This window comes from Caulobacter sp. GSs2, from assembly GCF_058680895.1.
Genome location: NZ_CM178725.1, coordinates 595538 through 608746 on the forward strand (window position 1 = coordinate 595538; position 13209 = coordinate 608746).

Below are 13209 nucleotides of genomic sequence, written 5' to 3' on the forward strand. Positions count from 1 at the left end.
AGGCGGCATGAGCCAAGGCAGACTTTTCGCACTTTTGCTGCTAGTGGCCTTCGCCCCCGTCGTTGCACGCGCCCAAGAGCTAGAGGCCATTTCGGTTTGGGGGCGCCGCGCCAACGACCTGGGTAGAGCGACTTCTGCGAGCGAGGGCCGCATCGCCTATGCTGACTTCGCCGTACGTCCGTTGCTGCGCCCAGCCGAGTTGATCGAAGCGGTGCCAGGGCTGATCGCGACCCAACACTCAGGCGCAGGCAAGGCCAACCAGTACTTCCTGCGCGGCTTCAATCTGGACCACGGCACGGACCTCGCCGCTTCGCTGGACGGCGTTCCATTGAACCTGCCCTCTCACGGCCATGGCCAAGGCTATTTGGACCTCAACATCCTCACACCGGAATTCGTCCACGATATCAGTTTCAGAAAAGGCCCCTACTCCGCCGAGAACGGCGACTTCGCTACGGCTGGCGCGGTGGCCTTCGAGACAGCGGATCACCTGCATGGCGACGGGATGCAGGCCTGGGCCGGGGAGAACGCCTACTATCGTGCGGTCGGTTCCAAGGTTCTCAGCCAAAACGTGCTCGTCGCCGCCGACGTCTCCAGCGCGCGCGGGCCGTGGACAACGCCGGAGGATCTAAAGAAGGTCAACCTGCTGGGCCGCGCGATCGTGGGAGGTTGGTCAGTCACCGCCCTGGCTTACGATGCCGACTGGAGCGCCACAGACCAGATTCCTCGGCGGGCGGTCGAGAGTGGAGCCATCGGTCGGCTGGACGCCGTTGATGCGACCGACGGCGGCGAGACTTCACGCTACATTCTTTCAGCCCGGCGGCGCGACCTGCTGCTGGGCCTGGATACGGTGATCTATGCCCAGCGCTACGAGCTCGATCTCTTTTCCAACTTCACCTACTTCCTGGTTGATCCGGTCAATGGGGACCAGTTTGAGCAAGTCGACCAGCGCTGGGTTTACGGCGGCGCGCTGATCAAGCGCTGGACGCTGAGCGACCGCTGGAGCGCGCGGACCGGCGCCTCGGTCCGTGTCGATGCGATCGGCAAGGTCGGCCTCTACCGCACCACCGCCCGCGTGCGTCGCGAGACCGTTCGTCAGGACGCCCTGACCCAATGGTCGACGGCCCTGTGGGGCGAAACCTCCAGGCGTTTTGGCAAGCTGGACCTCACCCTGGGCCTGCGCGCCGACGCCATGGGCGCCGAGGTCCATGCCGGCGACCCACGCAACAGCGGGACTGTCAGCGAGGTTCTGTTGAGCCCCAAGCTGACCCTGGCCTGGCGGGTTTCAAAAACTTTCGAGTTCTATACCGACGCCGGACGCGGCTTTCATTCCAACGATGCGCGCGGAGCGGTGATCACAGTCGACCCCGTCACCGGCGATCCTGCCGAGCGTGCGCCATTGCTATCGCCATCAGACGGCGCAGAACTGGGCCTGCGCTGGAAGCGCAACGACTGGGCCCTGACGGCGGCGGCCTGGGCGCTGCACGTCGACTCTGAGCTCATCTATGTCGGCGATGCCGGCTTCACCGAGGCCAGCGGCGCGACTCGACGAGCCGGTCTGGAGCTTCTGGTCGACTGGCGGCCGAACTCGCGCCTGGATCTAACGGCGTCTTACGCCGCCACCCACGCCCGCTTTACTGGCGATCCGCCCGAAGGCGACCGTATTCCCAATGCCGTCGGCGCAGTATTGAGCGCCGGCGCCAGTTGGAAGTTGGGCAAGGCCTCTACCCTTTCGCTGACCTGGCGCCGACTGGGCGCGGCGCCGCTCATTGAGGACAATTCCATACGTTCGCGTCCGACAAGTCTGGTCAACGCCCTGTTCGTCCAGAACCTGGGCCCGGCCAGTGTGATGGTCGAGGTCCTGAACATGACGGACAGCAAACGCGATGACATCGCCTATGCCTACGCCTCCCGGCTGCCGTCCGAGCCTGCCGGCGGGGTCGACGACGTCCACTTCCATCCGGTCGAACCCCGAACCCTGCGCGCGGGGTTGAAGATCAGTTTCTGACCAATCGTGACAAAAACAAGGTGATTTTCCCTTCGCGGCTCGCCAAGGTCATCCTGCGAATTTATCCGGACTAAGTGTCTGAGGGGCTTTTGAACTTGTCCAAGCTTTCTATCCGCTACGCCGTGGCCGGTGTTATCGCAGCCACGCTCGCCGTGTCGTTGGCGCCCGGCGCTCAGGCTGACGCCATCAAGCAGACCAAGGCGCCCTTCGACGACAAGTTTCGCCAGCTGGAAGGCGAGGACTGGCCAACCCCGACCGACTATCGCAACGCTGCTGGCGCGCCGGGTTATCGGTACTGGCAACAGAAGGTCGACTACGATGTCGCCGTTCGCCTGGATGAAGACTCCAAGCTGCTGACCGGCAAGGCCGCCGTGACCTATCGCAACAATTCGCCCGACAGCCTGCCCTATCTGTGGCTGCTGCTGGACCAGGAATACAAGCGCGACTCGATCAGCAAGCTGACCGAAACCGTCTCGGGCGACAGTATCAGCCTGGGCCAGGTGCGCCGAATCCAGCGCTTCAAGGAATGGGAAGGCGGCTTCACGATCAAGTCGGTGAAGGATGCCCAGGGCCGTCCGCTGAAGTTCACCGTGGTCGATACGCTTCTGCGGGTAGATCTGCCGGCGGCCGTGCGCGCCAATGGCGGCGAGACCAAGTTCACGATCGAATGGTCTCTGCCGATGGCCGAGAACAAGGTCGTCGGCGGTCGCAGCGGCTACGAGTGCTTCACCGGCAAGGGCGAGGACGGCAACTGCATCTATGAGGGCGCCCAATGGTTCCCCCGCCTTGCCGTCTATTCGGACTACGAAGGCTGGCACAATAAGGCCTTCCTCGGGGCCGGAGAATTCACCCTTGAGTTCGGCGACTATCGGGTCGCCCTGACTGTGCCGTCCGACCACGTGGTCTCATCCACCGGCGTGTTGCAGAACCCGGGCGCCGTCCTGACCGCCGCCCAGCGCGACCGTCTGGCCAAGGCCCGCACCGCCAGCGAGCCCGTCTATGTCGTCACGCCCGAAGAGGCCGTCGCCGCCGAGAAGGGCAAAGCCAAGACCGAGAAGACCTGGGTCTTCCAGGCCAGCAACGTCCGCGACTTCGGCTGGGCCAGTTCCCGCAAGTTCGTGTGGGACGCCTTGGGCGTGAAGCAGGATGACCCCAAGGCCGAGTATCCGGTCGTGATGGCGATGTCCTTCTTCCCCAAGGAAGCCCGCCCGCTGTGGGACGCCTATTCGACCAAGTCGATCGCCCACACGCTGAAGGTCTATTCTGACTTCACCTTCGCCTATCCCTATCCGGTGGCCCAGTCGGTCAACGGCCCGGTCGGGGGGATGGAATATCCGATGATCAGCTTCAATGGCCCACGGCCTTTGAAGGACAAGAAGACCGGCGCCCTGACCTATACCGAGCGCGCCAAGTACGGCCTGATCGGCGTGGTCATCCACGAGGTCGGCCACAACTATTTCCCGATGATCGTCAATTCCGACGAGCGCCAGTGGACCTGGATGGACGAGGGCCTCAACAGCTTCCTGGAGTTCCAGGCCGAGGTGCAGTGGGACAAGAAGTTCCCCTCGCGCCGCGGGGAGCCCAAGGACATCGTCGAGTACATGGTCAGTCAGGACCAGGTGCCGCTGATGACCCAGTCCGACTCGGTGATCCAGTTTGGCCCCAATGGCTATTCCAAGCCGGCCACCGCCCTGGTGATCCTGCGCGAGACGATCATGGGCCGCGAGCTCTTTGACCAGGCGTTCAAGGAATATTCCAACCGCTGGCGCTTCAAGCACCCCACGCCCTACGACTTCTTCCGCACGATGGAAGAATCGTCGGGGGTTGATCTGGACTGGTTCTGGCGCGGCTGGTTCTACTCGACCGACCATGTCGACATCGCTCTGGACAAGGTCGTCAAGGCGCGGATCGAGAGCGGTGATCCCGACGTCGAAGCCGGCGTCCGCAAGGCCGCAAACGCCATCGAGCCGGAGTCCCGCACCGCCGCCAACAACAGCGGAACGACGGTCATCGAGCGCGACGCCAAGGTTCGCGATTTCTACAACGCCAGTGACCAGTTCGCGGTCTTTGACAGCGCGCGAAAGAAGGCCAAGACGGCCCGCGAAGACCTGACGCCCGAAGAACAGGCGGCCCAGGACCTGAAGGACAACCTCTATCGCTTCACGTTCCGCAATATCGGCGGACTGGTGATGCCCGTGATCGTCAAGATGGACTTCGCCGACGGGACCAGCGAGACGGTGCGGATTCCCGCCGAAATCTGGCGCAAGAACTCAAAGCAGGTCACCTGGCAGTATCTCTCGACCAAGGACCTGAAGGGGGCCCAGATCGACCCCCTGTGGGAAACCGCCGACGCTGATCGCGGCAACAACGTCTATGAAGGCGCCATCACGCCGACGACGCTGAAGATCCAGAAGGCGCCGGAAACGACCAACCGCATGAAAGACGCCAATCTGAAAGTCGAACCGGGCGGTCTGGGAACCTTGCCGTCGGAAGAGCCCAAGAAGGACGAAGGCTCCAAGTGATCGCGCGCGCGGTCGCCCTGTTCGCGGCGGCGGGCCTTTTGCTCGCCCCGCTGTCGGCGGCCGCGCACCGAGGCCATGGAGTGTTGAGCGTCGTCGAGATCGACGCGCGTACCGGTGGCGTCAGGGTCAGTCACAGGATTGCTGCCCACGACGCGGAGCCGGCGCTCGCCCTGATCGCCCCAGACGCCCAGACCAGCCTCGACGATCCCGACGCCGTGGAGGCCCTAAAGGCCTACATGCTGCGGACCTTCTCGCTGGCGATAAACGGCGGCTTCGTCGATCTGACCCTGAAGGATCTGACCCTTGGCGCGGACGAAGTTCGGTTTGAATATGTCGGCCAAGTCTCGCCGGCAGACGTCCGCGCCGCCATCGGACTGCGGGCGGCGATGTTCGCTGACGTCTATGCCGACGAGGTCAATCAGGTAAACGTCCGCCGCTTGGGCATCACTCGAACGCTCGTTTTCAACGGCTCCGACGCCGACGCGCCCCAGACCTTGGATCCTCTCGAGCACTAGATCCAGGGGCGCCGCAATTGAACCATGCCGGTGCCCCCTGGTTTCGCGACGCGCTATTGCGACAGCGCACCCGTTGTCATTCCGCCGAATAGAGCTCTTGGCCTCGCCTTTTTATGGGCTCTTTTAGACTCAACGCTTGCTGAGCAGCGACAACCATACGCTCTGGCCACCGCTCACTTCGGCTGCGGATTTGATGGATTTTCCGTGCTCAATGCGTCGATGATCATCCGACTGGCCGTTGCGCATCGGCTCTCGCCGAGTTGGGATTTGTGACCAGGCGATGCGTCTTCACCGGTCTCGCGCGCCATCGCTTCCGCCGCAGCCTCATCGATGGCGCGCCGAAGCTCGGCCAGCCGCCTATCAGCTCCGGCCATGGTGGCCCAAAAGGTCTTGTCGTGAGTCGTGGGATCATCATCGTCGCCGCTCGCCTTGGCGGCGGGGAGAGGCGCATCCAGCCGTACTGAACTGGTGCTTTCAGCGCCACCCACGATGAGGCTTTTAGCGTGAGCCAGGATCGCTCCGGGGATCCTGAACAGTAACAGACTAGACAACGACCTGGACCTTGCGTTGGCAGTCGAGGATCGCTGAGCAGGTGAAGGCAACGACCCTTTCGGTCAGGCTGGACACATCGTCTTCCGCAAAGCCGTGATCACGGGCCCAGATCTTTACAGCATGCTTGAGGATGATCGCCGCCGGGTCGGAGGCGAACGCGTCGGAGATAACCTCTTGGCCGATCGACGGCCCTCCGAGGACGGCAGCTTCGAGAGACATGGCTAAGTTCCTGATACGACGGGAAGGGGCTTGTTCCATCGGCGGCGCGACTGGAAAGATGTTCAGGGAGAGGGACCCGACCGAAGGGGCAGTCGGGTCCGGAGGCGGCGAAAACGGCCAGCGGTGGCAAGCCGAATGCTGTGTAGGTCTTGGCGGCACTCCAACGATGGCGGTCGACAGAGAGGTTCTGCAGCCGCCTGGACTGTTGTCGTCGCGGCCTACGTCCGGAAATATGAATGCGCCGCCGGCGCCTGACTGTGCGGATCTGCACATCGCCAGAGATATCGACACCAATTCAACCCAAGGTAGATAAAATCAGGCGTGCGTGAGATTGAAAATGGGGGTCGCCGGAAATCCCTTGCGCCCTTGGGTGCGCCCTACGTAGCCACAACGGACGCGATCCCCGTGAAGGGTCGCCAGCGCCCCGGCCAAGGCTTCGCTGACACAGGCGGAGCCGGGCGCGACCTCCGGCTCGATACGTGCGGCGACCACCACGTGAGCCCCCACGACGGCCGGCGCCTTGGTCAGCGGATTGGTCGTCAGGTGCACCGGTCCATAGTGACCGCCAATCCTGAGGCCAAGACTGCGCGGCAGGCCGAGGCTTCGAAGGTCCAGCGCACGGTGGGCCTCCTGCAGAGCCAGGGCGGCCACAGCGGCGTCTATCGGCTGGTCAAAGACAAGGAAGAGACCATCACCCCATGTCTCGACGTGGCGCGGAGGCGCATCGAGCCCCTCAATCACCTTGGCCATTTGCCCCATCACCGTATCGATGAACGCAGGAATCTGGTCGTCGCGCAGCGCTCCGAACCCCTTCACATCAGCGAAGAGCATGGCCTTCATCGCGCGCGAGGCGGATGCTTCGGCGTCTCGCAAGGACGGCGCGACCGCTGGAGGCGCCGGCGGACGCAGCACCGGGATGACCACCTGCCTGCGGCCGCCCCTGGCCCAGTAGGCCAGGTCCACCGCCACTCCGGCCGGTCCGGCAGCGGCGTGACCGTCCCATACGGCCACTTGCAACGCCTCGGTCGACAGGGTTTGGGCGCGCAGCACTGCGCAACCCATGGCGATCTGGCTGGCGTAGGCGAAGACTTGCTCATCCCCGGCATAGGGGTCCAGCGAGGCGTAGCGCACGGACGTGGCGCGGGCGAAGCAGCGATCGAAACGCTCGCCCCAAGCGCGCCCAAAGGGCGCGACCGACACCGCGATAAAGGATTCCCGGCTCACCGGCAGAACCAGGTGCAGTTCGGCGGCAGCGTCGAGCAGCGCCTCTGCAAAGACGATGTCTGCCCCTGCGGCCAGACCACCATACGCAAAGCCGATCCCCTGCTCCCGCACCATGCGGTCCGCCTGCTCCCGTAGATTGCTGCTCAGTCCTTCGCTCAGGGCGCCTTCTCGCGAAGCGTCCAGGATATGGCCGGTGAAGTGGGCGCAGGCCGGAGGTCGAAATTCCGTGAGCCAGGCAGGATCAACGCCCGTCTCGCGGCACAGCATTTCCAGCTGGCGCAGGGTCGAGGCGTGAGCTGCGAAGGCGCGGGGCGCATTCTCCAGGGCTTGGGCCAGCGTGTCGCGCGCGGCCTCCAGTTGACCTGTCAGGAACAGCGCCTCGGCCCGGCTGGCGGCATCGTAATAAGCCGCCACGCCTGTCAGTCGCGACGGTGGCTGAACGAGCATGGCCGCAGCCAGGGCCTGCCCACCCGCGCGATCTCCGGCGACGAGCGTCATGGTCGCGGCATTGATCGCGCCGTAGAGACCGCCGAAGCGTTGGAACAGCGCTTGGTAACGCCGGGTCGAGGCCCTGGCGAAAGCCGTCCGGCGGGGCCCCCTCGCAGCCAGGGCTAAGTCTTTCAGAAGCCGCGCGCCCAAGGCGACAATGTCGGGATCGTCGTCGATCCGGTCCAGTCCGAGGCGAACATATTCGGTTCTTGCGAAATCGACCGCCCCGGCTCTCGCAAGGCAAAGCACGGCCTTGTAGGCGATTTCACGCGACGCATCGCCCGCCTCCAGGGCGGCGCGGGCGATGTCATAGGCGGCCAGGATCTCACCGCGCTGGATCAGCGCGGTGACCGCATCCATGTCGAAAGCCGGCGGCTCGATCAGGGTACCTTGCCCGCGCCGTTCTCGATCTTGGGATCCAGGGTGATGCTCTGGTCATGCGAGTCGGTCATGAACAGGCTGTATTCATACTCGCCCATTCGGACGCATTCGTAGATGATCTTGAAGCACGAATGTGGGGCTAGCGGTGCCCCGTACCACTGGGTGACCCAGACATAGCTCGAAAAATTCAGCCCATAATCGTCCTTGATGGAGATCGGGCGCCGCTGGAACTTCCACCCGGCGTCGATAAGGCTGTCACTGAGCCTGAAGACCAGTTCACAGCGATGACTCAGGTCCAGCGACAGCGGAGTCGGGTTCTCCGGATCGAGGACATTCATGAAGTTTACGCCGTCGGCGATGCCGACAATCAGTTCCACGACACGGCTGGGTGTTGGCTCTGTCACTTTCAGTCCCCTTGAAGTCTGGCGCCAGCTAGGGGCGACTCTTTCCAGAATGCAAGGAAGCCGGGATGGGCGTAGCCCTGCGCCCTGAGATCCCGCACGATGGCGTCTGCCAAGCCGCGCCGGCCCTGAGCCATGTAGGCGCGCGCCAGGATGTCGCGACCGACCGGCGATAGTGATTTGCGGCGCGGCGCCAAGGCCGATATTGCGGCCTCCGGCTGCTGCGTCACCAAATAGACGACGCCATAGACAATAGCGCGTTCGGCGGCGGATTCTCGCGCGTTCGGCAAGGCATCCAGACGATCCCGCAACGCCAGGGCCAAGCGTCGAGCCCCCCTGGGGTCACCACCGAGACGCGCCAAAAGGATCCGCTGCTGTTCAAGTCGACCGTCGAGGTCGACGCGCCAAGCCTTGGCCTCATCGACCGCCCGCAGCCTTGTCAGCATTGCTGCGGCCTCGGCGTGGGCGATGCGCGCCTGAACCGGCTGCGCCGTCCAGGCGGCGAGGTCTACAGTGTCCATCTGACCGATCAGCAGATATTCCCGCCATCTCGTATTGGTCGGGTCGAGAGCCACCAGTTGACGCAGGCCCCGCATCGCGGCCACCGACCGTGCGCGGGCCTGGGTCACTCTTCCCAGATCCAGCTCCAACCGCGCGAGAGCCAACTGAGCGGCCAGGCTGCTCGCTGCCAGCGGCTTGTCAGCAGACTCCCTCGCCGAGGTCTTGGCCAAGAGGTCCGCAGCGCCCTCGCGCTCGGCGAGAGCCTCGCGAGGCCGACCCAGCCTGACCAAGGAGTCGGCCACCCAGGCATGGGAGTCCACAGCATCGACAAGGCGGTCCTGATTGTCGGGCGCGCGGGCGCGCTCGGCCTCGAAAGTGGCCAGAGCGGCGCGGAAGGTTACCAGCGCCTCCTCCGCCCTTCCCTGCTCCAGCAACAGGGTGCCTAGATTGCTCTTGGCGTAGGCGACCTCAAGCCGCCAATCGGCGCGACCCGGATCGAGCGCGACCAGGGTTTGGGCCAACTCGCCGTACCGTTTGAAGCCACGTTCCGCCCCCACGGCATTGCCTTGTCGCCATTCCATATAGGCCAGCCAGTAGACATTCTGCGCTTCGTCGAAAATCCGCTCGCCGTTGTTGGGCGCGCGGACCGCCAGTTCATGGGTCGTGGACGCGGCCTGACCAAAGGCGTCGCGAGCCCCGGCCAAGTCGCCGCGCTGGTCCCGGATCGTGCCGAGCAGGGTTTGGGCCTTGGCGCGTTGTGTCAGGGCCCTGTCGTCAAGCTGATCGTTGCGCGCTTTGCCGTAGTAGGCCAGCACCCTGGCCCCGACGCCATCCAGGACGTCCAGCCGTCCCACCGGTTCCAACTGCTCGCGCAGGTCGCCCAACATGTAGGCGACAAGGGCCTCGGTCTCGTCACGCTGGTCGCGGGCAATTTGACGGGACTTCAGGGTGGCGATGGTCATTGTCCCCATGGCGATCGTCACCATCAGAGCCGCAGCAGTGAAGGCCGTCATCAGCTGCATACTGCGACGAGCGTCGCGCTGGACCAACCGGTCAAGGCTTACGTCCAATAGCCTCGCGGCGATCTTCAGGCGCGACAGCCTCGGGCCGTCGCCGCTGCGCCGCAGATCCACCGCCAGGGGCTCGGTGTCCGGCGGCAAAGCGGCGCGCAAGACCGGCGGCAAGGTCGCGATCAGCGACACTCCCGTCGGCGTCGCGGGCGCGATCACGCAGATGATCTGGCCGAGCCCGTGGGTTGTCAGAAAATGGGCAACTTCCTGGTCCACCCAGCGCGAGTTCGCCGAGGCGGGAGAACAGAGCAGGATCAGGGCCTCCGAGCGGTCGAGGGCGTCGCGGATCACCTCGCCCAGATCAGACGAGGCGCTAAGCTCGTCGCGGTCCCGGAAGATCGGCGTCAGGCTCCGCGTTGGCGCGCCGCCACCGATTGTGGTCAAGCGGCGTGGCGCGCGATAGGTCTCGATCGCGCGATGAACCCATTCAGCGGCTTTGCGGTCGTGATGGCTATAGCTGATAAAGGCCCGATACTGTGGTCGGCTATCCATTCGTCGTCCCCAGTTCGACAGTGCAGGAGCGTTCTCGATGGCCGTGATTCCCCCCTCGCCGCTCGCCCAGAGCCATACGCCGATCGCGCCGCCGCCTGAAGGAGACTATCGCGCCAACAGACTGTTCCGGCACATGGCCCGTGAGGAAATCGAGGCCCTGGCTCAGCAAATTGAGCACCTCAACTATGGCAAGGGCGAACTGATCCTCCAACGCCTGGATGAGACCGGCGGCATTCATCTGCTGCTGAAGGGCGCCCTGCTGGCCAATCAATATGCCCGCTCGGGGCGTGAGGTCGGCTATCGTCGAATTTCGGCGGGAAGCTATTTCGGCGAAATCTCGGCCATCGATGGCCTGCCCCGTTCGGTGAACATCGTGGCGCTGGAAGACACGCGCGTCGCCCGTCTGCCGCAACCCCTGATCCAGGCCCTTTTCGAGCAATCGCCCCGTTTCATGCGGGCGATCCTGGAGGACCTGGCCAGTCTGACGCGCTCGCTGACCGATCGATTGTTCGAATTGAGCGCCGTCTCGGTGGCCTGTCGCGTCGATATCGAGCTTCTGCGCATGGCGACCATGGCGGGCGGCGATGGCCAACAGGCCACTATCCAGCCCTGCCCTACCCATGCCGAGCTGGCCGTGCTGGTCGGGAGTCAGCGTGAGGCAGTCACCCGGGAGCTCAACCGCTTGGCCAGCCTCAAGATCGTCTCCCAGACCGGCCGCACGCTGCGAATTCTCGACCTTCCCGCTCTCGCCGACGAGATCGAACGCATCGGTGGAGAAGTGTAGTCGGAAGGTTCAGTCCCGACCACTTGGGTCGGCGAAATCCGACACGGGTTCATCAGGCGCCGCAACCCTGCCGCCGGCGCCGGCGGGCAGATCGCCAAGCCCGGACATGCATAGCTGGCCATATCCAGCTGAATGCGAAGCGAATCAGCTGGGCGAACGGGTTGAAGCCGCCAAGGCGAACGCCATGATTAGCGTCCAGGTGTCGGACAATTGTCCCTGCGCCAAAGAGGCGGTCTGGCTGTATTGAAGAAAGTTGGCGGAGACGGAGGGATTCGAACCCTCGATACCCTTTTGGGGTATGCCGCTTTAGCAAAGCGGTGCCTTCAGCCTCTCGGCCACGTCTCCTCCTGAGAGGAGCGGCTGGATAGCCTGTTCGTGGCGACATGACAATCACGCGTCGAAGGAAATCGGTGCGTTAACGTGAAGCTCAGACGGCGACGCTAGCCTGAACGCTGTTTTACCGGTTCAGAGCCTCATGTCACCCGCCATCACACGTGATCCCCAGGCCCAGAACACAGCGAACCCGGGTTCAGCGTCCGAGGGGGAATCGCCCTCCGCTCAGGCGCGCGACAGGTCAGCGCGGCGCTCTCCCTCTAGCGCGCGACGCGGTCCGTTTCGTCCTGAACAACTGGTGCCAGCTCGCGCCCGCATTGAGGCCCGCTCGCTGGCGCGCGCCTTTCGGGGTGTCGATGCACTGACCGCTGCGGGATTCTGCATCGCAATTTTCGCGGTTCAGTCCCATCGCTCTGGAGCCGCCCTGCTGACCCTGAACGCCGGCGCGGCGCTTGCCGCCGGCTTTGTGGCGCTGCTCCTGTCGCTGCGCGCGCTCGACGCTTATGTCTTCGCCCGGCGCGAGCTCCTGCCCCGCCACCTGCTGCGCGTGGTGGCCGCGTTCGGAGCCGCGGCGACCGTCGTTCTGGCTTTCAACACGGCCTGGCCGGCCCTGCCCACCAACAAATCCTTCCCTGTCCTGGCCTTCATGGGCTTGGCGCCCGTGGTGATGACTCTTCATGCCCTGTGGTGGGGCCTGATCGCACAAGGACGTCGCCAGGGTCGCCTGACCCCGAACATCATCGTGGTCGGAGCCACCGCCAACGCCCAGCACCTGATAGAAGCCGCCCTGCGCACCGGCGAGGTCAATGTTCTGGGGATCTTCGACGACCGCCTGGACCGCGCGCCAGAGAGCCTGCTTGGCGTACCTGTGCTAGGAGATACCTCGGCTCTGATCGACCACCGTGTCATGCCCTACGTCGACAGGGTTGTGATTACCGTGAGCTCGACGGCTCAGGCACGCGTACGGCAGCTTTTCGACAAGCTGGATGTCCTGCCCAACCCGATCAGCCTATTCGTCGATGTCGGTCGCGACGCCGACAGCGACGCTGCGATCTCCCGCATCGCCGATGCGGCGCTGGCCGATCTGTCCAGCGCGCCGGCCAATGCGCGCAAAGCTCTTATCAAGCGCCTTCAGGACCTTGTCGTCGGCATTGGCGGCCTGATCGTCGCCGCCCCGGTCATGGCCATTGTCGCGGTGGCCGTGCGCCTCGACAGCCCCGGACCGATCTTCTTCCGCCAGCGTCGCCATGGCTTCAACAACGAGGAAATCCTCGTCTGGAAGTTCCGCTCGATGCGCCACGAAATGGCCGACGCCCGCGCGGCGCGCCAGATCAGCGCCAATGACGACCGGGTCACCAAGGTTGGCAAGTTCATCCGCAAGACCAGCCTCGACGAGTTGCCACAACTGTTCAACGTGCTGCGCGGCGAGATGTCGATCGTCGGCCCGCGTCCGCATGCCGTGGGCATGAAAACCGGCGATGTCGAGTCGGCCAAGCTGGTCGAGCAGTACGCCCATCGTCACCGCATGAAGCCCGGCGTCACCGGCTGGGCGGCGATCAACGGCTCGCGCGGACCGGTCGATACGCCCGAACTGGTGCGCGAGCGGGTCGCGCTCGACGTCGACTATATCGAACGGCAGTCGTTCTGGCTGGACGTCTACATCATCGCCATGACCATCCCCTGCCTGCTTGGGGATCGGTCGGCGGTGCGCTGAGGCGGCG

10 protein-coding genes and 1 tRNA gene are annotated in these 13209 nt (G+C 64.4%); 5 read left to right on the top strand and 6 right to left on the bottom strand.

The genetic code is table 11. The features are described 5' to 3' along the window. Positions 1-7: 7 nt before the first annotated feature. The 3 genes from ACW17Z_RS02870 (at position 8) to ACW17Z_RS02880 (ending at position 5042) form a co-directional block, all read left to right on the top strand. The gene (locus tag ACW17Z_RS02870) at positions 8-2005 is read left to right on the top strand and encodes a TonB-dependent receptor (RefSeq protein WP_492057484.1); all 1998 of its coding nucleotides are present in this window, start codon (positions 8-10) and stop codon (positions 2003-2005) included. Between the two features lie 89 nt (positions 2006-2094). After that, positions 2095-4527: a M1 family metallopeptidase gene (locus ACW17Z_RS02875; RefSeq protein WP_492057485.1), complete on the top strand. Its 2433-nt coding sequence runs from the start codon at positions 2095-2097 to the stop codon at positions 4525-4527. Next, the gene (locus ACW17Z_RS02880; RefSeq protein ID WP_419317274.1) at positions 4524-5042 is read left to right on the top strand and encodes a DUF6702 family protein; all 519 of its coding nucleotides are present in this window, start codon (positions 4524-4526) and stop codon (positions 5040-5042) included. The genes ACW17Z_RS02875 and ACW17Z_RS02880 overlap by 4 nt, the downstream gene beginning before the upstream one ends. Before the next feature lie 173 nt (positions 5043-5215). Here the strand turns inward: ACW17Z_RS02880 and ACW17Z_RS02885 are convergent, their stop codons facing one another. The 5 genes from ACW17Z_RS02885 to ACW17Z_RS02905 all read right to left on the bottom strand — a co-directional run bounded on the left by ACW17Z_RS02885 (position 5216) and on the right by ACW17Z_RS02905 (position 10371). After that, positions 5216-5530 carry a hypothetical protein gene (locus ACW17Z_RS02885; RefSeq protein WP_492057486.1) on the bottom strand — a complete coding sequence of 105 codons (315 nt, stop codon included), beginning with the start codon at positions 5528-5530 and terminating at the stop codon, positions 5216-5218. 55 nt (positions 5531-5585) lie between these two features. After that, positions 5586-5813: a hypothetical protein gene (locus ACW17Z_RS02890; RefSeq protein WP_492057487.1), complete on the bottom strand. Its 228-nt coding sequence runs from the start codon at positions 5811-5813 to the stop codon at positions 5586-5588. Between the two features lie 315 nt (positions 5814-6128). Next, a complete protein-coding gene (locus ACW17Z_RS02895; RefSeq protein WP_492057488.1) occupies positions 6129-7886 on the bottom strand; it encodes a tetratricopeptide repeat-containing protein in 1758 nt (585 codons plus the stop codon). Between the two features lie 20 nt (positions 7887-7906). Beyond that, positions 7907-8311, bottom strand: a complete 405-nt coding sequence (locus ACW17Z_RS02900; RefSeq protein WP_492057489.1) for a hypothetical protein — start codon at positions 8309-8311, stop codon at positions 7907-7909. A gap of 2 nt (positions 8312-8313) precedes the next feature. Beyond that, positions 8314-10371, bottom strand: a complete 2058-nt coding sequence (locus ACW17Z_RS02905) for a TIR domain-containing protein (RefSeq protein ID WP_492057490.1) — start codon at positions 10369-10371, stop codon at positions 8314-8316. 37 nt (positions 10372-10408) lie between these two features. On the opposite strand from ACW17Z_RS02905, the gene ACW17Z_RS02910 reads away from it, so the two are divergent. Then, a complete protein-coding gene (locus ACW17Z_RS02910) occupies positions 10409-11155 on the top strand; it encodes a Crp/Fnr family transcriptional regulator (RefSeq protein WP_419317280.1) in 747 nt (248 codons plus the stop codon). 254 nt (positions 11156-11409) lie between these two features. Here the strand turns inward: ACW17Z_RS02910 and ACW17Z_RS02915 are convergent. Further along, a tRNA-Ser gene (locus ACW17Z_RS02915) sits at positions 11410-11500 on the bottom strand. A 286-nt stretch (positions 11501-11786) separates the two neighbouring features. On the opposite strand from ACW17Z_RS02915, the gene hfsE reads away from it, so the two are divergent. Further along, positions 11787-13202 (top strand): polysaccharide biosynthesis protein HfsE, encoded by a 1416-nt coding sequence (gene hfsE, locus ACW17Z_RS02920; RefSeq protein ID WP_492057491.1) that lies wholly within the window; start codon positions 11787-11789, stop codon positions 13200-13202. Positions 13203-13209: the final 7 nt, after the last annotated feature.

What these genes read in the sequence shown, in the direction of transcription:
- ACW17Z_RS02890 (WP_492057487.1), bottom strand. Translation starts at nt 5,813, where the DNA reads ATGTCTCTCGAAGCTGCCGTCCTCGGAGGGCCGTCGATCGGCCAAGAG.
- ACW17Z_RS02910 (WP_419317280.1), top strand. Translation starts at nt 10,409, where the DNA reads ATGGCCGTGATTCCCCCCTCGCCGCTCGCCCAGAGCCATACGCCGATC.
- ACW17Z_RS02870 (WP_492057484.1), top strand. Translation starts at nt 8, where the DNA reads ATGAGCCAAGGCAGACTTTTCGCACTTTTGCTGCTAGTGGCCTTCGCC.
- ACW17Z_RS02895 (WP_492057488.1), bottom strand. Translation starts at nt 7,886, where the DNA reads ATGGATGCGGTCACCGCGCTGATCCAGCGCGGTGAGATCCTGGCCGCC.
- ACW17Z_RS02905 (WP_492057490.1), bottom strand. Translation starts at nt 10,371, where the DNA reads ATGGATAGCCGACCACAGTATCGGGCCTTTATCAGCTATAGCCATCAC.